22 protein-coding genes are annotated in these 21563 nt (G+C 70.3%); 11 read left to right on the top strand and 11 right to left on the bottom strand.

The genetic code is table 11. From position 1 onward, the window contains the following. Positions 1–219: 219 nt before the first annotated feature. The 3 genes from ELQ90_RS12035 to ELQ90_RS16640 all read right to left on the bottom strand — a co-directional run bounded on the left by ELQ90_RS12035 (position 220) and on the right by ELQ90_RS16640 (position 1170). On the bottom strand, positions 220–558 hold the full coding sequence (locus ELQ90_RS12035; RefSeq protein ID WP_128495519.1) for a DUF7882 family protein: 339 nt from the start codon (positions 556–558) through the stop codon (positions 220–222). Positions 559–682: 124 nt separating this feature from the next. Further along, a complete protein-coding gene (locus tag ELQ90_RS16645; protein WP_166409014.1) occupies positions 683–904 on the bottom strand; it encodes a DUF2795 domain-containing protein in 222 nt (73 codons plus the stop codon). Further along, entirely contained in the window at positions 901–1170 is a 270-nt protein-coding gene (locus ELQ90_RS16640; protein ID WP_166409012.1) for a hypothetical protein, read from the bottom strand. Before ELQ90_RS16640 ends, ELQ90_RS16645 begins: the two co-directional genes overlap by 4 nt. 297 nt (positions 1171–1467) lie before the next feature. On the opposite strand from ELQ90_RS16640, the gene ELQ90_RS12025 reads away from it, so the two are divergent. Together ELQ90_RS12025 and ELQ90_RS12020 are read left to right on the top strand one after the other, a co-directional pair. Continuing rightward, positions 1468–1815, top strand: a complete 348-nt coding sequence (locus ELQ90_RS12025) for a DUF7882 family protein (protein WP_128495517.1) — start codon at positions 1468–1470, stop codon at positions 1813–1815. 168 nt (positions 1816–1983) lie between these two features. Continuing rightward, positions 1984–2865 (top strand): manganese catalase, encoded by an 882-nt coding sequence (locus tag ELQ90_RS12020; protein ID WP_128495516.1) that lies wholly within the window; start codon positions 1984–1986, stop codon positions 2863–2865. A gap of 108 nt (positions 2866–2973) precedes the next feature. Here ELQ90_RS12020 and ELQ90_RS12015 read toward each other — a convergent pair whose 3' ends face one another. After that, positions 2974–3342, bottom strand: a complete 369-nt coding sequence (locus ELQ90_RS12015) for a hypothetical protein (protein WP_128495515.1) — start codon at positions 3340–3342, stop codon at positions 2974–2976. A 207-nt stretch (positions 3343–3549) separates the two neighbouring features. Between ELQ90_RS12015 and ELQ90_RS12010 the strand changes: the two genes are divergently transcribed. Further along, a complete protein-coding gene (locus ELQ90_RS12010) occupies positions 3550–3885 on the top strand; it encodes a DUF7882 family protein (protein WP_128495514.1) in 336 nt (111 codons plus the stop codon). 50 nt (positions 3886–3935) lie between these two features. On the opposite strand, the gene ELQ90_RS12005 is transcribed toward ELQ90_RS12010, so the two are convergent. Then, on the bottom strand, positions 3936–4388 hold the full coding sequence (locus ELQ90_RS12005) for a DUF4190 domain-containing protein (protein ID WP_128495513.1): 453 nt from the start codon (positions 4386–4388) through the stop codon (positions 3936–3938). A gap of 114 nt (positions 4389–4502) precedes the next feature. Here ELQ90_RS12005 and ELQ90_RS12000 point away from each other — a divergent pair, with 114 nt between their 5' ends. Beyond that, positions 4503–5429 (top strand): hypothetical protein, encoded by a 927-nt coding sequence (locus ELQ90_RS12000; protein ID WP_243696150.1) that lies wholly within the window; start codon positions 4503–4505, stop codon positions 5427–5429. Positions 5430–5474: 45 nt separating this feature from the next. On the opposite strand, the gene ELQ90_RS11995 is transcribed toward ELQ90_RS12000, so the two are convergent. From ELQ90_RS11995 to ELQ90_RS11985, 3 genes are all read right to left on the bottom strand, one after another. Next, the gene (locus tag ELQ90_RS11995; protein WP_128495511.1) at positions 5475–6251 is read right to left on the bottom strand and encodes a DNA-formamidopyrimidine glycosylase family protein; all 777 of its coding nucleotides are present in this window, start codon (positions 6249–6251) and stop codon (positions 5475–5477) included. Then, positions 6244–11166, bottom strand: a complete 4923-nt coding sequence (locus ELQ90_RS11990; protein WP_128495510.1) for an Lhr family ATP-dependent helicase — start codon at positions 11164–11166, stop codon at positions 6244–6246. The genes ELQ90_RS11995 and ELQ90_RS11990 overlap by 8 nt, the downstream gene beginning before the upstream one ends. An 84-nt stretch (positions 11167–11250) precedes the next feature. Further along, the gene (locus ELQ90_RS11985) at positions 11251–11892 is read right to left on the bottom strand and encodes an alpha/beta hydrolase (protein ID WP_128495509.1); all 642 of its coding nucleotides are present in this window, start codon (positions 11890–11892) and stop codon (positions 11251–11253) included. 151 nt (positions 11893–12043) lie between these two features. Between ELQ90_RS11985 and ELQ90_RS11980 the strand changes: the two genes are divergently transcribed. From ELQ90_RS11980 to ELQ90_RS11970, 3 genes are all read left to right on the top strand, one after another. Beyond that, complete coding sequence (locus ELQ90_RS11980) at positions 12044–12631, top strand: NUDIX hydrolase family protein (RefSeq protein ID WP_128495508.1); 588 nt, start codon at positions 12044–12046, stop codon at positions 12629–12631. Between the two features lie 120 nt (positions 12632–12751). Next, positions 12752–14101 (top strand): maltokinase N-terminal cap-like domain-containing protein, encoded by a 1350-nt coding sequence (locus ELQ90_RS11975; protein ID WP_128495507.1) that lies wholly within the window; start codon positions 12752–12754, stop codon positions 14099–14101. A 43-nt stretch (positions 14102–14144) separates the two neighbouring features. Then, complete coding sequence (locus ELQ90_RS11970) at positions 14145–15584, top strand: coiled-coil domain-containing protein (RefSeq protein ID WP_128495506.1); 1440 nt, start codon at positions 14145–14147, stop codon at positions 15582–15584. Between the two features lie 75 nt (positions 15585–15659). Here the strand turns inward: ELQ90_RS11970 and ELQ90_RS11965 are convergent, their stop codons facing one another. The 3 genes from ELQ90_RS11965 to ELQ90_RS11955 all read right to left on the bottom strand — a co-directional run bounded on the left by ELQ90_RS11965 (position 15660) and on the right by ELQ90_RS11955 (position 18817). Continuing rightward, positions 15660–16154: a GNAT family N-acetyltransferase gene (locus ELQ90_RS11965; protein ID WP_128495505.1), complete on the bottom strand. Its 495-nt coding sequence runs from the start codon at positions 16152–16154 to the stop codon at positions 15660–15662. 135 nt (positions 16155–16289) lie between these two features. Continuing rightward, positions 16290–17897, bottom strand: coding sequence for a DEAD/DEAH box helicase (locus ELQ90_RS11960; protein WP_128495504.1), 1608 nt, complete (start codon positions 17895–17897; stop codon positions 16290–16292). Between the two features lie 368 nt (positions 17898–18265). Further along, positions 18266–18817: a hypothetical protein gene (locus ELQ90_RS11955; RefSeq protein WP_128495503.1), complete on the bottom strand. Its 552-nt coding sequence runs from the start codon at positions 18815–18817 to the stop codon at positions 18266–18268. A 95-nt stretch (positions 18818–18912) separates the two neighbouring features. On the opposite strand from ELQ90_RS11955, the gene ELQ90_RS11950 reads away from it, so the two are divergent. From ELQ90_RS11950 to ELQ90_RS11935, 4 genes are all read left to right on the top strand, one after another. Continuing rightward, positions 18913–20100, top strand: a complete 1188-nt coding sequence (locus tag ELQ90_RS11950) for a DUF998 domain-containing protein (RefSeq protein WP_128495502.1) — start codon at positions 18913–18915, stop codon at positions 20098–20100. Between the two features lie 9 nt (positions 20101–20109). Then, positions 20110–20568, top strand: a complete 459-nt coding sequence (locus ELQ90_RS11945) for an EVE domain-containing protein (protein ID WP_128495501.1) — start codon at positions 20110–20112, stop codon at positions 20566–20568. Positions 20569–20657: 89 nt separating this feature from the next. After that, positions 20658–21209, top strand: coding sequence for a hypothetical protein (locus tag ELQ90_RS11940; protein ID WP_128495500.1), 552 nt, complete (start codon positions 20658–20660; stop codon positions 21207–21209). A gap of 48 nt (positions 21210–21257) precedes the next feature. Continuing rightward, positions 21258–21551: a DUF427 domain-containing protein gene (locus ELQ90_RS11935; protein WP_128495499.1), complete on the top strand. Its 294-nt coding sequence runs from the start codon at positions 21258–21260 to the stop codon at positions 21549–21551. Positions 21552–21563: the final 12 nt, after the last annotated feature.

Below are 21563 nucleotides of genomic sequence, written 5' to 3'. Positions count from 1 at the left end.
CCGCACGGAACTGTGCGGGATATCACTCGGGACGAGGAGTTTTCGTTCTCCGTCGACTCAGTCTGGCACGGCGCCGGAGCTCCCGATAGGGGCCCGGGCAGGAGTGGAGGGGATGGTCAGGAAGGGTTCACCCGCCCGTTGCCGTGACCGGTGTCGTCGGCCGCGATGCTGTCATGCTCGTCTCATCGACCTGGAGCGACATGCCGGGCTGGCCCCCGGTCAGATGTGGCCGCGGAGGCTCGAAGCCGGACCGCTCACCTGACCGGGCTCGTCGGTGAAGACGAGCCCCGTGCCGCTGTTGGCCGACGCGTTGAGGGCGTCGATCCACTCGCGATTGATGGCGGGTGCTCGGCTGCCCGAGAACTTGAAGTAGAGGGGGATCGCGCGGTCGAGCCAGATGGCGGAGCGGCCGTCGCCGACGGCCGGGTCGTCCTTCCATGAGAAGAAGAAGCTCTCCCCACGACGCAGCTTGTTGCCGATCACGATCTGCAGATGTGCGAGCGAACGGTCATCGATGTCGATGTCGATGTCGGAGTCGCCGTATACGAGTTTTCCCACGGTTCGGCTCCTCGCGTTCGGGGCTCGCTGCCCGCTGATGGGTGCTCCCCACCCTAACCCTCCACGGAGCCCGGAGCGAGCGGACGGCCGACGCGACGGTCGCCCGCTCCCCCCCCCCCCCCGATCAGCGGTCGTGGAGAGCGTCGATCACGGCGTCGGCGTCAGGGAAGACGACATCCGGGAGGGCCCGGAGCTCGCCGATGAGCCGAGGAGTCGCGTGCGTCACGATCGCGTGGAGCAGGAGATCGGCGCGAGCAGCCGGGAACGCGATTCCGCCGACGAACGTGGACGCATCGTCGAGGTCCCGCACGGTGTCCGTCTCGTCTGTCCTGGTCGGGGGCGTCACGATCCCTCCGGGAAGTAGCGGCGCTGCTGGAGCCGCTCGGCGACGGCGTCGAACGCCTCGTCGAGCGCAGCGAACGTCTCGCACGATCCGGGGAACGGCCACATCCAGAGCACTTCGAAGCCGACGTCGTTCTGCTCCACGAAGGCGAGGAGCCGCGTCGCGTCGTCGTCGGGCAGGGTCCCATCGCACACCCGCCAGGACGTCTCCGTCAGAGCGATCGTCTCGATCCCCTGTTGAACCGGTCGTGCCGGTGTCGTCATCGCCATCTCACGCCCCTCTCTCGTGTCATAACAGCCTCGCGGACCGGAGCGGGGCTGTCAGAGTCTTGACACCCCCTGGCCTGTCTGTTAGCCGTGAGTCGCAGGCGGAGGAGCGGCGTGAGTCAGGACGACCGGACGTCGCGGTCGATTGTCAAGCCTCTCTTCGTCGGTCCGCCGTTTTGCCTATGGTGAGCAAGGTGATCCACTTCCCTGCGCGCCGACGCGCGAACTCGTCTTCTCCCGTTTATCAGCTCGCCTCGAGCGTCTTCTCCGTCGGTCGTCCGGTCGACGAGGTGAAGTGAGATGGCCACCCTCATCGTCGGCACCGACGAGTTCACCCTCGACGATCGACTCCTCGAGCACGTCAGATTCGTGACGACCCAGAAACTGCGGCGCAGCGAGTCGTTCCTCCTCACATGGAGCTACCCGGCCGACCAGGGGTCTGGACGCCGCTCCGTGTGGATCCATGAAGGGTCGACCCTCCACTTCCGCTTCACCAAGCAGCGCATCGCGCACCTCAACGCCGAGTGGCTGCAGCACCTCCTCGAGGCGTCGAACTCCATTCGTGGCCTCAACCTCGATGACGTTCCGGAGCCCCGCTCGGCTGCTGCGGCCGCCGAGCAGCCGGAGGGCGTCGGGCGGCGGTCCTGAGTCGTCGCCGGCCCGCGGGGACGGACGCCGCCGAGGCGCCGCGACGCATTGTAGGCAGCGCATCCGCTCACGCAAAGCCGTGGACCTGTCCGGGGGGTGCCGACCTACCGTGAGGCAGGGCCGGGAAAGCGATCGGCCCGTCCACGACGAGAGGAAAAAGGCAGCCAGATGTTCTTCCACCGGCAAGAAATGCAGCACAAGGCGACCCCCGACGCTCCGGACGCCGTCTACGCGCGGAAGCTCCAGGAGGTGCTCGGCGGACAGTACGGCGAGATCTCCGTTGCCATGCAGTACAGCTTCCAGGCCTGGAACATGCACATCCCCGGGAAGTACCGCGATCTCGTCTACGGCATCGCGGCCGAGGAGTTCGGTCACGTCGAGATGCTCGCGATCATGATCGCTCAGCTGCTCGAGAAGGCGCCGCTCGGCATCACGGACGAGGCCGTGCAGTCGGACCCGACCGTCGCGGCCGTCATCGGCGGCACCGACATCCAGCACGGCATCGTCGCCGGAGCCGGCGCCCGACCCGTCGACAGCATGGGCAACCCCTGGCAGGGCAGCTACATCACCGCGAGCGGCAACCTGCTCGCCGACTTCACGGCGAACGCCAACGCCGAGATGCAGGGCCGCCTGCAGGTCGCCCGGCTCTATCACATGACGGACGACTCGGGGGTCCGTGACCTGCTGAAGTTCCTCCTCGCCCGCGACACGATGCACCAGAACCAGTGGACGCGTGCGGCGGCCGAGCTGCAGGAGGAGGGCCTCGAACTGCTGCCCGTGCCGAGCAACTTCCCCATCAAGAAGGAGGACCGGGACGTGTCGTACGAGTACATCAACTTCTCCGACGGGGAGCACGCCAAGGAGGGCTCCTGGGCCTCGGGACCGACGCCGGACGGCAAGGGCGAGTTCACGTACCTCGACGGCCCGCAGTCGACGGTGCCGATGCCGCCGCCCACGCACCCGGACTCGCGCTTCTACGGCACGACGGAACTGCCGAACCGCGTGGAGAAGATCGCCGGAGCCGTGCAGGACACACTGCACAAGGAGTAGCGGCGCCGTACGCAGAACGATCCCGGACCTCTCGGTCCGGGATCGTTCCGCTGCGGGGTCGTCGCCGTCGGGAGCGGTCGTACTGGCCTCAGCCGCCGGTCGTGGTCGTTACAACCATTCGATCGAGTCGTCGTCCGCGTCGTTCGCGGCCTCCTCAGGAGCCGTCGCGGCCGCTCGTGTCGAGATGGCGCGTGGAGCGGCGAGTTCCGCCGTCATCGCTTTGATCCGGGCGACGAGGACGTCGTCGCGGAGTTCGTCGCCGAGGTCCTCGTCGTCCTCCACGTCCTCCGCGACGAGTTGACTGGCCGGGCCGAGGAGGAGCGTGGCGCGGGCGGAGGACCCGTCGGCGCGACGAACGGGGATACTGACCGTCTGGGCGGAGTCGGAACGGGCGAGCGCAGCGGCGTACTCGAGCAGCGCACGCGCGATCTCCGTGCCGGTGACGATGGTGTCGTTTGTGTAGTAGATGCGCTGCATCGTTCCAGTGAACGTGGCGCCCTCGACATGGTCAACCCCGTCCGCAGGGGAGAGTTTCCGTGCAATCGATGTTCCGCCCGCGGCTCTGTCGAGGATTCTCCCGCCCTGTCGGACTCTCCTGTCAAGTGTCAATATGCGGAAGTACGACTCGACCACACTGATGATGGACAGTCGGACGACGCGAACGCATCACTGAGGGGATGTCTCATGGGAATGCTCAAGTACGGAACACGTGAGATCGCCGTCGAGGACCGCATTCTCGCTCACATCAGTGTCATCGTCACCCAGAAGCTGCGTCGCCGCGAGAGCTTCCTCCTGACTCTGCCAGCATCCGACCGACGGATGGCGACGGAGGCGATGTGGATGAGCTGCAACAGCGACATCGCGTTCGCCTACTCGGGCAACCGGGTGCCCTCGCTCAATCACGCGTGGCTCGAGCAGATGATGACGGAGTCCTTCTCGGCGCACGGGCTCGACCTCACGCTCCACGGCGAGCCGTCGGCGGCAGGACGGTCCGCGCACGTCGGCACCCGCGCCTCCTAGACGCGAGTGCCGACGCGGCTTGTGCGGACGGGCCCGTGTGCCGGTCTGCCCTACGGGCAGGTGTACGTGACGCCGTCGATGAGATGCTCGCCCGGGCCGAGTTCCGCGCACATCTCGGTGAGGTAGCCGATTCCGGCCGCCCCGAGGGCGACGAGAGCGATGATCAACACGATGATGACGATCGTCCCGATGATGCCGATGATGATGCCGGCGAGCGCGAAGCCGTTCTTGGCGCCGGCCTTCCGTGACTGGACCATCGCGACGATGCTGACGATGAGGCCGATGGGCGACGCGACGAACGCGAGCACGAAGCCGACGATGCCGAGGGTCTTCCCGGGGATCGAGCCGTTCGACGCCGTGCCGGGGTACTGCGGCGACCCGGGGTACTGAGGGGACCCGGAGTACTGCGGCTGACCGGAGTACTGGGACTGGCCCGAGTACGGGGGCTGGCCCGTCGGCTGCTGGCCGGACGGCTGAGGGGAGGAGGGGTACTGCTCGCTCATGTTTCGCCTTTCGATTCGTCGGTCCCGCAACTGTACCGATGGGCGAGCGCGGGCCGGTAGGGGACGCGGTGCCGCGTTCGGAGGCGGCTGGCGACGTCGCCATACGATGGACGCGTGACCTCCCTCGCCGAAACCGTGTCCGCGCCTCCCGTCGGTCTGCTCCTCGACGTCGACGGGCCGATCGCGAGCCCCGACACACGCACCGTGCGGCTCGAGTCCGTCGCGTCGGATCTCGCCGCGCTCGCGAACGCCGGTGCGCTCGTCGTCTTCAACACGGGACGGGCGGCCGCGTTCATCCGCGACGTCGTCGTGCCGGCGGTGCGCGGAGCGGGACTCGAACCGGGTCGCCGGTTGTGGGCGGTGTGCGAGAAGGGCGCCGTCTGGTTCGGCTTCGATGCCGAGTCGATGGACGAGCCCGAGGTGGACGGCGCTCTCGCGATGGAGGAGTCGCTCGAGCGGTGGGTCGACGAGCGCGTGGCCGAGCGGTACGCCGACACGATGTTCTTCGACCGTGAGAAGCTCGCGATGATCTCCGTCGAACAGATCATCGAGGTGCCGCGTGCGGCCTATCACGAGGCGCAAGCGCGGTTCGACGACGACGTGTTCGAGCAGGTTCTCGCGATGGGCGGCGGTGTGCAGCGCGAGAAGGTCGTCGACCTCGGCCGGGCCGGTCGTGTCACGGTGCGCATCGACCCGACGATCATCTCGACGGACATCGAGCACCCGTCGCTCGGCAAGGATCTCGGCGCTCAGCGCGCCATCCTGCTCGCGCGCGAGCACGGGCTCGCGATTCCGCACCACTGGCGCACGATGGGCGACTCGCGGTCCGACTATGCGATGGCGGACTGGCTCCACGCGAACGGCTACTCGGCGGCCCACATCGACGTCCGTCCCGCCGACGGTGTGCCGGAGACTCCCTACCCGGTCCTCACGGCCGACGGTGGCCTCATCCACGACGATGCGGCCGCCGTGTTCCTCACGCGGTGGCGAGCGATCACCGCAGAGTCCCGCTGGGACGACGGTTCGACGCCCGACGCGTAGCCGGAGTCCCGCGGGTCGGGGTCCGGCAGCGCGTCGCTCACATCCCTACGTCTGGCAGTAGGGGCACCAGTACGTGACCCGGAGGGCGAGTTCGTTGGCGCCGAGTTCCCCGCGGCGGATGCGTGTGCCGCAGCGACGGCAGGGCTTTCCGTCGCGACCGTAGACCCACACCTGGCGGCCGGGCCGCAGGTCGCCCGTCGTGGTGCGTTCCACGCGGTCGCGGTTGGCGTGGATGAGGCGATGGGCGAGTTCTACGGCGCGCGGGATGTCGACCTCGCCGATGGATCGTGTGGGCAGTGTGCCGCGGAGGAAGCAGAGCTCGTTGACGTATTCGTTGCCGAGGCCGGCGAGGTTGCGCTGGTCGAGGAGGGCGACGGCGACGGGCCGCGCCGGGTCGGAGCCGAGTCGGTCGATCGCCTCCTGGGCGTTCCAGTCGGGGCCGAGCAGGTCCGGGCCGAGGTGGCCGACGACGTCGTCCTCACGATCGCGGGGGACGAGTTCGGTGACGCCCAGCTCGAAGCCCACGGCCGTCCACGACTCCGTTCCGACGACGGCGCGAACGGTGTGGTCAGGTCGACGCCAGGGGGAGCCGGGTCGGTAGAGATGCCACGACCCCTCCATCTTGAGATGGGTGTGGAGGGTGAAGTCGCCGACGCGGTGGAGGATGTGCTTGCCGCGCGCGACGACCTCGTGGATCTGCTCGCCGCGCAGGTCGGTCGTCGCGAAGGCCGGAACGCGGAGGTCCCACCGCGTGACGACGTCGTGAGCGAGGGCGCGGTTCAACTGGGTGACCGTGCGGTAGACGGTGTCGCCCTCAGGCACGTCTGATCCTCAGTCCGCGGGGAGTCTCGGCGAAACCCGCTTCGCGCAGCGGCAGCGAGAGCGGGCTGCCGAGCGCGAATTCGCCGTTCACGTTCTCGACGGCGAGCTTCTCGACGCGGCCGTCGCGGACGACGTTCGCGAGCGACACGGCGGCGTCGCGCACGAGCTGGTCGTCGGTCGTGAAGACGAGCAGGGACGAGCCGCCGCGCTCGAGATAGAAGACGAGTTCGCCGTCGACGATCGTGACGAGACCACCGGCCTTGCGGCCCGGCCGGTGCTTCGTCCCGGTGGTCTCGTTGCTCGGCCAGGGCAACGCGGCGCCGTAGGGGTTGGCGGGATCGGTCGCTGCGAGGGTGACGGATGTGAGGCGCTCGCCGGGCTTCTCGCCGCGCGGCTCCGAGCGCACGAACGTTCGGACCCGGTCGACCGTGCCCGAGGTGGAGAACTGGGCGGCGCCGAGGCCGTCGATGATGTACCCGCGGCGCGCTCGCCCCTTCTCCTCGAAGCCGCTCAGCACCTTGTAGGCGAGCGCGAAGCCGCCCGGCACACCCTCGGTCGCGACCGACCCGCGCGTGACGATGCCGTAGCGGTCGAGCAGGATCTCCGCCGTCGCGGCGGCGCGGATCGTCGCATCGCCTTCCGCGAGCGGCAGGATCGACCAGCGACCCCCGAGGCGCGGCCCACCGACGCGCGTCGCCATCGTGGGGCGCGGAACGGCTCGGCCCCGGTACGTGCGGGCTCGGGGCGTCGCGCGCGTCGCGCGATGCGAGCCGCCACCGCCAATGAGGGTGCGGAGGGGGCTGAAGGTGTCGTTGGTGATGAGTCCGGCCCAGACGAGGTCCCAGATCGCGGCGACGAGCGCCTTGTCGTCGGCGGCTCCGGTGCTCTCCGCGAGCTGATTGAAGAAGTAGGCACCACCGGTCCCGAGCGCGAGGAGCACCTCGCGCTGGAGGGCGTCGGGCTCGTGATCGCGAGCGGTCGGCAGGGTCACGGGGGCCGCGTCAGCGGGGTGGAGCGCCACCCACCCGTCGTTGCCGGGCAGGGAACCGGCTCCCGACCAGGACACCTCTCCCGTGGCGGTGAGCTCGTCGAGCATCGCGGGCGAATAGTCCCTCACCCGCTGGGGCAGGACGAGGGACTCCCACGCCGACGCGGGGATGGGGACGCCGGCGAGCTGCTCGACGACTGTGAGCACCCCGTCGACCCCGCGGAGCGAACCGCCGACGTGCTGCCAGACGGGGAGGAAGCGCGCGAACGTCTGCTGGTCGACGGGCTCGACCTCGTGTCGGAGCGCGGCGAGCGACCGCAGGCGCAGTCGACGGAGGACCTCGGAGTCGCACCACTCGTCGTCATCCGCTCCCCGCTCGCGCGCGGCCGTGAGGAATTCGCCGCTCAGGATGCGCCGTTCATCGGCCAGTCGACCGAGCGTGTGCCGTGCGACGGCGGGGCCGAGGCCGAAGCGACGAGCGACCGCCGACGTCGTGAACGGACCGTGCGTCCTCGCGTAGCGGGCGACGAGGTCCCCGAGCGGATCGGTCACGGGCTCGATGAAGGCGACCGGTACGCCGATCGGGAGGGGGACGCCGAGTGCGTCGCGTAAGCGGGAGGAGTCCTCGATCGCCGACCACCACTCGGCGCCAGCGAACGACGACCGAATGACCCGCTTCGCAGACTCGAGAGCGCGCAGGTGCGCGAGCGCTTGCTCCGCGGTCGCATGGGGGACGTCCGGCTCCGGCTCGGGAACGTCGTCGTCGTGTGGCCGGTCGGCGGTGTTGGCGAACTCCGAGGCGGCGCTCGTCGTCGCTGCAGTCGTGATCGCTGCCGACGGTTCACCCGCCGTTCCCGTCGCGCCAGGCGACTCTGCCGCGTTCTCGGCCTCGAGGCGTGCCGCGACCTCGTCGACGGTGAGCGGACCGAGCATCCGGACGAGGTCGGCGACGCCCTCGAGCCCGCGCATGCGGCGCTCCGGAAGGAGGCGCTGCAGTTCGAGTTCCGTGCGGGTGATGACGCCGGGATCGAGCAGCTCGCGCAGCTCGACGTGTCCGAGGAGCTCGGAGAGCATGCCCTGGTCGAGGGCGAGAGCCGCGGCTCGGCGTTCCGCGAGCGGGCTGTCGCCCTCGTACATGAACGCGCCGACGTAGCCGAAGAGGAGCGAAGCGGCGAACGGCGACGGTGTGTCCGTCGTGGTCTCGACGACGCGGACGGCCCTCGATCCGATGCGCTTCGCGAGGTCGAGGAGGGCCGGCAGGTCGTAGACGTCCTGCAGGCACTCGCGCACCGTCTCGAGCAGGATCGGGAAATCGGGGTAGCGCTTCGCCACGTCGAGGAGTTGCGCGGATCGCTGCCGCTGCTGCCACAGGGGCGCGCGCGACCCGGGGCGGCGGTTGGGCAGGAGGAGCGCTCGCGCCGCGCACTCGCGGAAGCGCGAGGCGAACAGGGCGGACCCGCCGACTTCGTCGCGCACCATCGCCTCGAGTTCGTCCGGGTCGATCACGAAGAGGTCGGCGCCCGGGGGCTCGGCGTCCGTGTCGGGAATGCGGACGATGATGCCGTCGTCGCTCGCCGTGGCGCCGCCGTCGACTCCGAGCCGTTCGCGGACGCGCGCCGCGACCGCGAGCGCCCATGGCGCGTGCACGTGCATGCCGTAGGGGGAGTGGAGGATGACGCGCCAGTCGCCGAGCTCGTCGCGGCTGCGCTCGACCACGAGGGTGCGGTCGGTGGGCAGGTGACCGGTGGCGCGCTTCTGTTCGGACAGGTAGGTGAGCAGGTTGCCGACGGCACGGTGGTCGAGGCCCGCCGCCGACAAGCGCTCCTCCGCGGCGGTCGGTGTCGCCGCGTCCGTCTCGCGGACGAAGGCCCCGATGGCCTCGCCCAGTTCGGCGGGCCGACCCAGGCCGTCGCCCTTCCAGAAGGGCAGCCGCCCGGGCTGACCGAACGCCGGGGTCACGAGGACCCTGTCGTGCGTGATCTCCTGGATCGTCCAGCTCGTCGCGCCGAGCGCGAAGACGTCGCCGACGCGCGACTCGTAGACCATCTCCTCGTCGAGCTCACCGACGCGTGTTCCGCCCTTGGCGTCACCGCCCACCATGTGGACCGCGAACATCCCGCGATCGGGGATCGTGCCGCCGCTCGTGACGGCGAGCCGCTGCGCTCCCGGTCGGCCCGTGAGCGTCCCGGCGTCGCGATCCCACACGAGGCGGGGCCGCAGTTCGGCGAAGTCGTCGCTCGGGTATCGACCGGCAAGGAGGTCGAGGCTCGCCTCGAAGGCCGATCGGGGCAGGGATCGGAAGGGAGCGCTGCGGCGCACCGTGTCGAACCACGCTTCGACCTCGACGGGCTCGAGCGCGCACACCGCCACGGTCTGCTGAGCGAGGACGTCGAGCGGGTTCGCCGGCACCGAGAGCCGCTCGATCTGACCCGTCACCATGCGCTCCGTGGCGACGGCCGTGCTCACGAGGTCCGAGCGGTGCTTGGGGAACAGCACGCCGCGCGAGATCTCGCCCACCTGGTGCCCCGCTCGACCGACGCGCTGCAGCCCGCTCGCGACGGAGGGCGGCGTCTCGACCTGGACGACGAGGTCGACGTCTCCCATGTCGATGCCGAGTTCGAGACTCGACGTCGCCACGACGCAGCGGAGCCGCCCGGTCTTGAGGGCGTCTTCGATCTCGGCCCGCTGCTCCTTGGAGACGGAACCGTGGTGGGCGCGAGCGAGCGGAGCCCCCGTGGCCTCGGTCGCGACGCCTGGTTCGAGGAGTGCCGTGCCCGCTCGAGACCCCTTGGTCTGCCCGCTGCCGCCCATGAGAGCCGCCGGTGCGCGGCGGGCGGAGGTGCCCCCGGTAGAGGCGTCGTCTCCTTCTTCTGTCTCGGGTGCGTTTCGCTCCTCCCAGATCTCGTTGAAGCGGGCTGTGAGTCGCTCGGCGAGGCGGCGGGAATTGGCGAAGACGATCGTGGACCGGTGCTCGAGGATGCGATCGACGATCGCCTCTTCGACGTGCGGCCAGATCGAGCCCGTGCGCTCGCCGTCGGGCACGACGTTGCCGGCGGTGGCGCCCTCTCGAGGCCCACCGGCGGCGTCGGACGAGCGTGCGGGGTCGACCGCGCCCGGGTCGGTCATGTCGTCGACGGGGACCACGACGGTGAGGTCGAATCGCTTGTCGGCGGTAGGCGCGACGATCTCGACGGGCGCGCGCCCGCACAGGAACCGGGCAACCTCCTCGTGCGGCCGCACCGTGGCAGAGAGGCCGATGCGTTGCGCAGGCTTCTCGAGCAGATCGTCGAGCCGTTCGAGCGAGACGGCCAGGTGCGCGCCGCGCTTCCCGCCGGCCAGCGCGTGCACCTCGTCGACGATGACCGTGTCGACGTCGCGAAGCGTCTCGCGGGCGGCGGACGTGAGGAGCAGGAACAACGACTCTGGCGTGGTGATGAGGATGTCGGGCGGGTTCTTGAGCAGGGCGCGACGCTCGGCTTGCGGAGTGTCGCCGGATCGGACCCCGACGCGCACCTGGGGTACGTCGAGCCCGAGCCGCTTCGCCGTCTGCGTGACGCCGACGAGGGGCGAGCGGAGGTTGCGCTCGACGTCGACACCGAGCGCCTTGAGCGGTGAGATGTAGAGCACGCGTGTGCCCGGCACCGCTTCGGGCGCCTCCGCCGCCGACCGCTTTCCGCGTTTCGCTGCGACGGGTTCGGTCGCCGCGGTCGATGCCGCCGCGGCCGACGCTCCTGAGGCGATGAGGCGGTCGATCGACCACAGGAACGCTGACAGCGTCTTACCCGACCCCGTTGGGGCGACGACGAGGGCGTGGGACCCGCGCGAGATGGCGTCCCACGCACCGGCCTGCGCTCGCGTCGGCGCGTCGAACGCCCCCTGGAACCACTCGCGGGTGGCGGGGGAGAACCGGTCGAGGACGTCGCTCACGCATTCATGCAAACACACACCACCGACACCCGGTGCATGGTCGCTGACGAGGGCGCGCTCGTGTAGGGACGCGGGGCCTCCGGATCAGAGTTCGCGGGAGATGAACGCCGCGACGTCGGTGAGCTCTTGCGGCGAGACGGCGTGGGCGAGGCCCTCGTAGATGCGGCCGGTGAGGGTCGAGTGGCGAGGCAACCAGTCCGTCGTCCGCAGGACGGCGGCGGCCGGGATGACGGTGTCGAGCGTGCCGCGGCCCCAGAAGACCGGCGGTGCGGCGGCCGCGAGATCGTCGTCGCCCTCGTGCTCGAGGGTCGGGACGAAGCCCGCGAGGGTCACGGCGTAGCGGAAACGATCCGGAGCGGCACGGAGGAGTTGCAGCGTCATGGAGCCGCCTTGCGAGAACCCCAGCAAGCCGATCGATGTGGGCGCGACCTCGAGGCGGTCGGTCCAGCGGATCACGGCCTCGACGGCGGCGTCCACTCCCGCGACGTCAGGCGCACCGCGAGAGTCGAGGGGGTACCACGACCAGCCCATGAGCGGCCAGGGCGCGGCCAGGGGCGCGCGCAGCGAGGCGATGACGGGCTCGAGCGGGAGTGCCGTACCGAGCCCGAACAGGTCGCCCTCGTTCGATCCGTGACCGTGGAGGAGGACGAGGAGAGGCCGGTCGACGCGGTCCTGGACACCCGCGGACCAGAGCACGGCGTCGTCGTCGATCTCGATCGTGCTCACGCGGACTCCTCTTGCCGATGCGGGTGCCGGACGCGTCGGCGTCCCTCCGTCCAGCGTAACGACGGCCGCCGACGCCGGGGCCGGCTGGACGTGCACACGACTCACGGGGACTGCGTACCCGCAGCGCGGCGTCGCACGGCAGAATGGCCCAATGGCCGTGAGAACACCCGATCCCGATCCCGACGTCCCCGAGGAGTCGAGCGAGCCGCCGCGGCCTTCGGCGAATCCCGGGTGGTTGAGCGACATCGAACTCGCCGAGGTGCGTCAGCGACTGCCGCTCCTCTACGTCGAGGCCGTGCCGGTTCGCGTCGACGGCCTCGGTATCGTGACCGAGGTAGGGGTGCTGCTCCGTGCGACGCCGACCGGCCAGATGACCCGCACGCTCGTCTCCGGTCGAGTGCTGTACGGCGAGACGCTCCGCGAGGCTCTCTTCCGACACCTCGAGAAGGACCTGGGACCCATGGCGTTCCCGCAGCTCCCGGCCTCGCCGGTGCCGTTCCAGGTCGCCGAGTACTTCCCCATGCCGGGGGTCTCGCTCTTCTCCGACGATCGCCAACACGCGGTCTCGCTCGCCTACGTCGTGCCGGTCACGGGCACGTGCGAGCCGCGTCAGGACGCCCTCGAGGTGACGTGGATGACCCCGGAGGAAGCGGCATCCGACGCCGTCTCGGCCGAGATGGAGGGCGGCCGCGGCAGCCTCGTCCGCTCCGCGCTCGCCTCGGTCGGCTGCTTGCGCTGACGATCGCCCCGGCGCGTTCCGCCGATCGCCCCCGGTTGCTCGCCGAGACCCCCTTGCCATGACGGGCACAGGAAAAGCGACCCCTGACGGACGTGCTCCGCCACCGGTTACAGTCGCGACATGAGCGCCGTCATTCCTGTCATCGCCGAGTGGATGGCGCGTCAGCGCTGGTACCAGGCAAAGGGGGCCGAACCAGCGCTGAGCGTCGTGGCGAGCCTGGACGGCGGGGTGCCGGGCGTCCGCGTCACGGTGTTCCTGCTGCTCGACGAGGCCCCGGCGGAGCCGCTCCTCTACCAGGTGCCCGTCGTCTTCCGCCCGACGGAGCTGCCGGAATCGAGGAACGCCCTCATCGGAGAGGTCGACGGCCGGTTCCTCTACGACGGTCCCCACGACCCCGCGTACGTCGGGCTCCTCGTGCGCACGATCGCCGACGGCGGTCGACTCGAGGGCTCGGGCGCCCAGGCGGTCGGCGAGCCGGCGATCGACCCCGGAACGCCCCGCTCCTCCCGCGTGTTCTCCGGCGAGCAGTCGAACACGTCGATCGTCGTCGACGTCGAGGGCGGTCCCCTCCCGCAGCTCATCGCGAAGGTGTTCCGACTCGTTCACCACGGCGAGAATCCGGACGTGACGCTGCAGTCGGGGATCAGCGCGGCGGGCTCGGATCGAGTGCCGCGCTCGTTCGGCGTACTGACGGGGTCATGGCCCGACCCCGGCCGTGCCGAGGGAGTCGCGGTGGGTCACCTCGCTGCCGTCCAGGAGTTCCTCGCCGGATCCGAGGACGCCTGGCGCGTCGCGCTGCAGGCGGCCGCCGCGGGAGAGGACTTCTCCGAGCGGGCCCGTGCACTCGGGGAAGCCGTCGCCGAGGTTCACGAGACGCTCGCATCCGTGTTCCCGACCGTGCGGACGACCCAGGCCGAGATCGACGCGGCCGTCGCCGTCATGCGATCGCGCCTCACAACGGCGACGACGGAGGCGCCGCAACTCGCCGCGCACCGCGCTGCGATCGACGCGGTCTACGCGCGAGCGGCGCGCGCGTCGTGGCCGGCTCTGCAGCGCATCCACGGCGACCTCCACCTGGGTCAGGTGCTCTGGTCCGACCGGCGCGGCTGGATCCTCATCGACTTCGAGGGCGAACCCCTCCGCACCATGGCGGAGCGCACGCGCCCCGACATGGCGCTGCGGGACGTCGCGGGCATGCTGCGGTCGTTCGACTACGTCGCGGGTTCGCTCGGACAGGACGGCGGTGACACCGCCGCCGTCGGGTCCTGGGCGACGACGGGCCGACGGGCCTTCTCTGCCGGTTACGGCACCCGCTCCGGTATCGACCTCGACGCGCATCGCGACGTGCTCGACGCCTTCGAGCTCGACAAGGCCGTCTACGAGACGCTCTACGAGGCACGCAATCGTCCGGCGTGGGTGGGCATCCCGCTCGCGGCTGTCGAGCGGCTCGTCGGGTCGTCGACCGCCTGACGATGCTCGGCGGGCTCCCTGTCGGAGTCCGTAGAATCGGCTCATGGGCCTCCCGGAAATCCTCGTGTCTCTCGTCGTCATCGTCGTCGGCATCGGAGCCGCCGCCGCGGTGGTGACGACTCTCGTCCGACGCGCGGGCAAGCGGCGCATCGCAGCGACGGAGTCGGAACTGCGCGAGCTCGAGACCCGCGCCGGTAGCGCCCTCGTCCACGCCGACGACCGCGTCCAGTCGAGCGAGGACGAGGTCGGCTTCGCGGTCGCCGAGTTCGGTGAGGCCGCGACGGCGGAGTTCACGCGGGCGCTCGCCCGATCGCGGGCCCGGCTCCGTGAGGCGTTCGAGCTCAAGCAGCGTCTCGAGGACGCGTTCCCCGACACCGTCGAGGAACGTCGTGACTGGAACCGCCGCATCATCGAGCTCGCGGCGTCGGCCGAGCAGGCACTCGCCGAGCAGTCGGCCGCGTTCACGTCGTTGCGGTCCCTCGAGCAGCAGGCTCCGTCAGCCGTCCGTACTGTGCGCGCCCGCATCACCGAGGTGCAACCGGGCATCGAGTCGTCGGAGCGACTGCTCGAGCGGTTGCGCTCGCGATACTCCGACGAGGCGTTGCGGGCCGTCAGCCGTAACCCCGCACAAGCGCGCGAGCTCGTCGTCTACGCGGAGCGGAGCCTCGAGGTCGCCGAGGACCGGCTCGGCTCCCGCCGGGCGGCCGACGCGACGGTTCCTCTCCAGACGGCGGAGGAGGCAGTGCATCGCGCTGGCCAGCTCGTCGCAGCCGTCGAGCACTTCGAGGTCGAGGCGCTGAGGGCCGAGTCGACCCTCGCCGCCGTCGTCGCGGACACCGAGTCGGACATCGTCGACGCGCGCCGTCTCGTGGCGACGCTCCGCGACCCCGCGGCGCGCTCCGCGATCGAGTCCGCCGCGGCGCGGGCCACGTCGGCGCTCGCCGTCCTGTCGCCGAGCGCCGATCGTCGCGACCCGCTCGGAGAGCTCGAGAGCCTGCGGGACGCGAACTCGGCGCTCGACGCTGTCGTCGCGGACGTCCGCGGTCGTCAGCAGCAGGAGGAGCACGCTCGCGCCGCCATCGGGCCGGCCCTCGATGATGCCGAGCGGCAGATCGGCGTCGCTCGCGACTTCCTCTCCGGCTATCGCGGCCCGATCGGACCGGACGCGCGCACCAAGCTCGCCGAGGCCGAGCGCTTGCTCGACACGCTCGACTCCGCTCCCGACGCCACGACAGCGCTCGGCCAGGTGCGCCGTGCTGCGAGCCTCGCGGCGCTCGCCGTCACGCTCGGCCAGCGCGACATCGAGGCGCACCAGCAGCAGCAGATGCAGCAGCAGTACCAGCAGGGCTATGGCGGCTACGGGGGGTACGGGCGTGGTCGCGGCGGTGGTGGCGACATCCTCGGGGGTGTCGTCGGTGGACTCGTGATCGGCGGGCTCATGAGCGGATTCGGCGACGGCGACGGGTTCGACTTCGACTTCTGACGAGGTGAGACGGAAACGGCGATGGCGGGTGTGGAGACACCCGCCATCGCCGTTTCCGGCCCTCCGGACGTCTCCTCAGCGGATCAGGCGGACCTCGTGAATCGTCTCGCCGAGGAACGGCTCGTCGTGCGACGCGCCGTCGGGGGTGAAGCCGTTGCGGCGGTAGAAGCCGTGGGCTCGCGGGTTGTCCTCCGCGACCCACAGGTACGTCGGCTCCGTTCCGCATGCGGCGTCGAACAGCTGCTGGCCGATGCCCGTGCCGTGGTACGCGTGCAGCAGGTAGATGAAGTAGAGCTCGCGCGGGCGCGGCGCATCATCGTCGCGAGCCGGTCCGGACCCCGCGAAGCCGACGATCTCGCCGTCGACGAGGGCGGCGTACTGCACGTACTCCGGGCCCTGGTTCATCCAGTGCGTCCACAACTCGGCCATGCGGCGCGGTGAGAGGTTCTCGAGGGTCGCAGAACTCACGAGGTGGTCGTACGTCTCATGCCAACAGGTGGCGTGGACGCGGCCGAGAGCCTCGGCGTCGACGTCCCGCACGGGTCTCACGGTGGCGGAAATGGTCTCCATGTGCCGACGATACCGGGGGCCGCCCGGCCTCCCAAATCGGATCCGCGGGCACGTGGGACAGCACGAATCCCCGGAACGAGGACGGAGGAGTCCGTCTCGATCCGGGGATCCGGGAGTGCTGAGCGGCCCTGCGGGTCAGCCCTGGGCGCGGCGCGGGCCGTTGCCGCGGCTCGTGCCACCCGAGCGACCGCCCACGAGGCTGCCGACACGGATGGGAGCCTTCGCGCCGGATGCGCCGCCGCGGCGACCGCCGGACGAGGCTCCGCCGGACTGCTGAGCACCGGCGCCGGAGCGCGCGCCACCCGTGCGAGGAGCGGCGTCGCGGGTCGCCCCGTCACGGCCACCGGAGCGGCGCCCGCCGCCCTGGCCACGGCCTTCGCCCTGAGCGCGGCCTTCGCCCTGACCACGGCCACCCTCACCACGGCCGCCGTCGGCGCGACCGCGACCGCGACCACCGGTGGACGAACCGTTCTCGTCACGCGCGGCGCGCTTTCGGCGTGCGTTCGCGCCCTGGGAGGTTCCGCCGCCGCCCTGGGGGCGACGCTCCTCGGGGGCCGGCTTCACGAAAGCGGCGACGTCACCGACGAGAGCGGTGACCTCGGGGGAGTCGGCCGTGACGATCGTCGGCTTGACGGAGATCTTCGCCTTGCGCAGGAGTGCCGCGAGGTCGCCCCGCTGCGTCGGGAGCGAGACGGTCACGACGTCGCCGGCGCTGCCGGCGCGAGCCGTACGACCGGAGCGGTGCAGGTACGCCTTGTGCTCCATGGGCGGGTCGACGTGCACGACGAGCTCGACGTCGTCGACGTGCACTCCGCGAGCAGCGACGTCGGTCGCGACGAGCACGCGGACGCTTCCCTCGCCGAAGGCCTTGAGGTTGCGGTCGCGCTGCGGCTGCGAGAGGTTGCCGTGCAGATCGACGGCCGGGATGCCCGACGCGGTGAGCTGCTTCGCGAGCTTCTTCGCGTGGTGCTTGGTGCGGAGGAAGAGGATCCGTCGTCCCGTGCCGGAGGCGAGCTTCTCGACGAGGACCTTCTTGCCCTCGACGCTCTCGACCTCGAACACGTGGTGCGTCATCGCGGCGACGGGCGAGTTGGCCTCGTCGACGGAGTGGAGGACCTCGTTGTGGAGGAAACGTCGGACGAGCTTGTCCACACCGTTGTCGAGCGTCGCGGAGAACAGCAGTCGCTGACCGTTCGAGGGCGTCTTGTCGAGGATGCGCGTCACGACGGGCAGGAAGCCGAGGTCGGCCATGTGGTCGGCCTCGTCGATGACGGTGACCTCGATCGCGTCGAGCGACACGAAGCCCTGCTGCATGAGGTCCTCGAGTCGACCGGGGCACGCGACGATGATGTCGACGCCGGACTTGAGTGCGGCGACCTGACGGTTCTGGCTCACGCCGCCGAAGATCGTCGTGGTCGTGAGGTTGTACGCCGCGGCGAGGGGCGCGAGGGTCGCGTCGATCTGCGTGGCGAGCTCGCGTGTGGGGGCGAGCACGAGGGCGAGCGGCCGACCCGGGCGGCGCTTGCCGCCGGCGAGTGCGCCGCCGAGGCGGGCGACGAGGGGGATCGCGAAGGCGATGGTCTTGCCGGAGCCGGTCTTTCCGCGCCCGAGGACGTCGCGGCCCGCGAGCGTGTCGGGGAGCGTGTCCTCCTGGATGGGGAACGGGGTCGTCTTCCCGTCCGCCGCGAGGACGGAGACGAGAGGAGCGGGCACGCCGAGCGTGCTGAAGGTGATGTCGGTCACTGGTGCCTTTCGGGCATCGTTCGCACGCCGGAGCCCTCCGGTCTGTGCCGGGGGAGTGGGTGCTGAGGTGGCGAAGGTGCCTCATGGCACGATCGTTCGCCGTTTGGAACGGTGCGGGTGGTGTTCCACCGCGCACGGTTCAACAGAGATCCCACGCGATCCGAGTGGACCGCTCCCCGACTGCTGTCACGATGCGCCTGGAGAAAGGACCGGACGCGTGCAAGTGGGTGAGAGATGTGAAGAGCGTTCTGACGACGCAGGGAACCCGTCGATGGGTTCACCGTTGCACCCAGTCTAGCGGACGAACGACGGAAACGGGTGGTCGGTCCACGAAGCGGCGCGCTGCAGGGACCGCGGCACCGCTCGACTCAGCGCTCCGCCCCGCCCTCGGCACCGTCGCCGGCCGCGAACTCCTCGCCCCCGTCCTCGTCGACCGCGGCGATCTCGGGGTCGTACGCCCACGTCGGAGCGAGTTCGGCGAGTCGTGACGCGCGCCACTGCCACACCGTCCACAGCGGGAACCACAAGGCGGGCGCTGCGGCGCCCCCGATGTCGAGTCGGTCCCGGTAGAGGGTCTTCCCCTGGTCGTGAGGGGCTGGGGCGATCGCCATGCGATGCCGCCACGACCCGAGGAGCGCGAGCGGACCCGAGAGCGGCTTGCCATCGTCCACGAGGATACGGACGCCGTCGGCCCGGTCGTCGTCGAAGGAGATGTCGATGCGCTGCCGACCGGTCGGCACGAGGCCCGCGATCGAGAGGGCGACCTCCGCCGTGGTCGCCTGCCACATGGTGGGGAGGTCCGCCACGGGCTTCATCGCGAGCACGGGCCCGTAGATCTCCTGGAGCGCCGCGGGCGACCGGAGGGCGCGCCACGCGACGTCGGGTTCGCAATCGAGCACGGTCTTGAGCTGGATCCTCATGCGATCATGATGCCGAAGTCGCCCGGACGGTGGCCGCCCTTGACAGCGCCGGGCCGTCGCGCGAAGGTCCGGCCCGCGCTTCCTACACTGGAGGCATGACCGACGATCCGCGACTCGACGAGCGAAGGGTCGTCGACCCGCGCGATCATGAGGGCGATCGCCCGCTCGAGTCGCCAGCGGATCCGGACGGCACGGGCACACGTGACACGACGACGATGGCGGCTCCCGCTCCCGCTCCCGCGACGACGGTACGCATCGAGACGGAAGCGGCGATCGCAGCCCTCGTCGCGGGACTCGTCGGTGCGCTTTTCGGCGCGATCGCCTTCCTCGGTTCGCTCACCCCGATCTGGGGCGGTTGGTCGGTCGGCTCGGCCGCGATCATCGCCGTCTCGGTCGCCGGACTCGTCGCGAGTGTCGCAGGCTACTGGCGCTCGCGCACCCACCCCGGCCAGCGCTGGCGGCTGACGCTGCCGGCGTGGAAGTCCGTCGTCGATGCGACCGCCGTCTCGATCGTGCACGTCGCGATCGCCGCGATGATCACGTTCGGCGCCTTCGTCATCATCCAGGCGGGCTTCCGGGACCTCGAAGTCGACGGCTACGCGGCGATCGTCGCCGTCGCCGTCAGTGCGGGGCTCGCGACGTACACCGTCTACCTCTCGGTCTCGTCGCTCACGACGGTCACGATGTCGCAATTGCTGCTGACGTTCATGGCCGTCGGAACCTTCGCGAGCATGTCGATCTCGACGGATCCGCACTGGTGGCGGTACCACTTCAGTCACCTCGGTACCTTCGGCGACCGCGGCAGCAGCCTCTTCAACGTCACTCTCGTGGTGGCGGGAGTGCTCGTCACGACGTTCGCCCTCTACGTCGACCGCGATCTGCATCTGCTGCATGAGCGAGGCGAGGTGCGGTTCCGGTGGAGCCCGAGTGTCGTCTCGACGCTCTTCGTCGTGATGGGGCTCTTCCTGGCGGGCATCGGGATCGTGCCGATCAACGTGAGCATCCTCGCGCACAACGTCTTCTCCGGCGGCACGACGATCGTCTTCGGGGTGCTGCTCATCGCCGCTCCGCTCCTCCTGCGCGGGCTGCCGTGGCAGTTCTTCCTCGTGACGATCGTTTTCCTGCTCGCGCTCGTGGGTGCCGCGCTCCTGCACTTCCAGGTCAATTACTTCAACCTCACGGCGTTCGAGCTCGTCGCCTTCGTCATCCTCTTCGGCTGGATCGCGGTGTTCGTACGGTTCCTCGCGGCGGTCCTGCGATCCCGTCCGCCGGCGGAGCGGTAGGCCCGGCCGATGGCGATCCGGTACTGGCTCGGCGTCATGCAGCGCGACCACGTGCGTCGCGTCGTCGACCTCGGCGTCGCCCAATTGACCTTCGGCCGCCGCGAGGGGCTCGAGGGGATGAGGGAGTCGGACGGCCTCGCCTTCTACTCCGCACGGGACACCGCCGAGGGTGTGCCCGTGCGCTCGTTCACGGCAGTGGGTCGCGTCGCGGACGACGATCTCTATCGCGTCGGTGGTGTGGACTCCACGTGGCGGCCGTGGCGTCGCCGGGTCGAGTACCGGCTCGACGTCGCCGATGCCCCCATCCGTCCCCTCCTCCACGTGCTCGAGTTCACGCGCCACTCGTTCGACTGGGGACTGCAGTTGAAGAAGGGCTTCCTCGAGTTGAGCCGCCACGACTTCGAGGTCATCGAGCAGGCGATGCGTGTGGCTCCGGGGGAGCGGCTCCGTGATCCCTCACGTCGATGACGGTTCCGCCGGGTCCCGAGCGATGAGTGAGATGACGACGTGAGTCGGTGCGATCGGAGCGGCAGCCGACGGTCGAATACGATGTCGTGGTGACGAATCCTCCCGTGTTCCCGCCGCCGGCGCAGGGCAAGTATCAGGTCCGTTTCGACGTGGGCGTCGACGGTCTCGCGCGCATCGGCCAGGCCGACGTCGTCGTGTGGGTCGACGCGCTCGGTACCTCCGGGGCAGGTGTCGACGTCGCCGCTGTCGCGCCCGGCGCGGCCGTGGTCGGGGCCACGCTCCGTTCACGCGCGGCGACCGCCCGTTGGATCCTGGAGCACCAGGTCGCGCTCGGTCGACGCGTCTCCATCTCCGTCGTCGCGGCGACGGACGGCGGGGTCTTCTCGGCCACCGACGTCCTCGCGGCCGGCGCCGTGATCGACGCCCTCTCGACGCTCGGCATCGACTTCACCTCTCCCGAGGCCGCTGTCGCGTGCGCGGCGTTCTCGGGGTTGTCCGGTGCGGTCGCGCACCTCTACACGGCGTCCGTCGCGGGACAGGAGCTCGTGGCGTCGGGGACCGTCACGGCGGAAGAACTGCGAGCCCTCGCCCGGCTCGACGCCGAGAGCGAAACCGTCGTGCTGCGCCTCCCCTCGGCGTAACGTCGACAGTGGCCGGAACGCCGGCCGACAGTCAGACGAGGAGAGACAATGCAGGCAGTACTCGGAGACCGCGTCATCGCGACGGCGGAGAAGGACGACCTCATCCGTATCGAGGGGAACTGGTACTTCCCGCCGGCATCGATCGACTGGTCGAGCCTCGAGGAGAGTCCCACCCCCTACACGTGTCCGTGGAAGGGCGTGTGCCAGTACTACTCGCTCACGGGAGGACCGAGCGACATCGCCTGGTCCTACCCGGAGCCGTACGACGGTGCCGCCGACCGGGTCGGCAAGGACTTCGCCGGCTACGTGGCGTTCGACCCGCGGGTCTCCGTCGGCGACTGAGTCCGGAAGCCG

The sequence above is a fragment of the Labedella phragmitis genome (assembly GCF_004078635.1).
In the GTDB taxonomy this organism is placed as follows: Bacteria; Actinomycetota; Actinomycetes; order Actinomycetales; family Microbacteriaceae; genus Labedella; species Labedella phragmitis.
Note: the sequence above shows the minus strand (reverse complement) of the source record. Positions and strands in the feature narration are given on the sequence as shown.

Bases quoted from the DNA above. Each gene is read 5' to 3' on its own strand.
- ELQ90_RS11970 (WP_128495506.1), top strand. From the start codon at position 14,145: ATGGGCCTCCCGGAAATCCTCGTGTCTCTCGTCGTCATCGTCGTCGGC.
- ELQ90_RS12005 (WP_128495513.1), bottom strand. From the start codon at position 4,388: ATGAGCGAGCAGTACCCCTCCTCCCCTCAGCCGTCCGGCCAGCAGCCG.
- ELQ90_RS11945 (WP_128495501.1), top strand. From the start codon at position 20,110: ATGGCGATCCGGTACTGGCTCGGCGTCATGCAGCGCGACCACGTGCGT.
- ELQ90_RS12010 (WP_128495514.1), top strand. From the start codon at position 3,550: ATGGGAATGCTCAAGTACGGAACACGTGAGATCGCCGTCGAGGACCGC.
- ELQ90_RS11935 (WP_128495499.1), top strand. From the start codon at position 21,258: ATGCAGGCAGTACTCGGAGACCGCGTCATCGCGACGGCGGAGAAGGAC.
- ELQ90_RS11965 (WP_128495505.1), bottom strand. From the start codon at position 16,154: ATGGAGACCATTTCCGCCACCGTGAGACCCGTGCGGGACGTCGACGCC.
- ELQ90_RS12015 (WP_128495515.1), bottom strand. From the start codon at position 3,342: ATGCAGCGCATCTACTACACAAACGACACCATCGTCACCGGCACGGAG.
- ELQ90_RS16640 (WP_166409012.1), bottom strand. From the start codon at position 1,170: ATGGCGATGACGACACCGGCACGACCGGTTCAACAGGGGATCGAGACG.
- ELQ90_RS12025 (WP_128495517.1), top strand. From the start codon at position 1,468: ATGGCCACCCTCATCGTCGGCACCGACGAGTTCACCCTCGACGATCGA.
- ELQ90_RS12020 (WP_128495516.1), top strand. From the start codon at position 1,984: ATGTTCTTCCACCGGCAAGAAATGCAGCACAAGGCGACCCCCGACGCT.
- ELQ90_RS11980 (WP_128495508.1), top strand. From the start codon at position 12,044: ATGGCCGTGAGAACACCCGATCCCGATCCCGACGTCCCCGAGGAGTCG.
- ELQ90_RS11975 (WP_128495507.1), top strand. From the start codon at position 12,752: ATGAGCGCCGTCATTCCTGTCATCGCCGAGTGGATGGCGCGTCAGCGC.
- ELQ90_RS11955 (WP_128495503.1), bottom strand. From the start codon at position 18,817: ATGAGGATCCAGCTCAAGACCGTGCTCGATTGCGAACCCGACGTCGCG.
- ELQ90_RS11950 (WP_128495502.1), top strand. From the start codon at position 18,913: ATGACCGACGATCCGCGACTCGACGAGCGAAGGGTCGTCGACCCGCGC.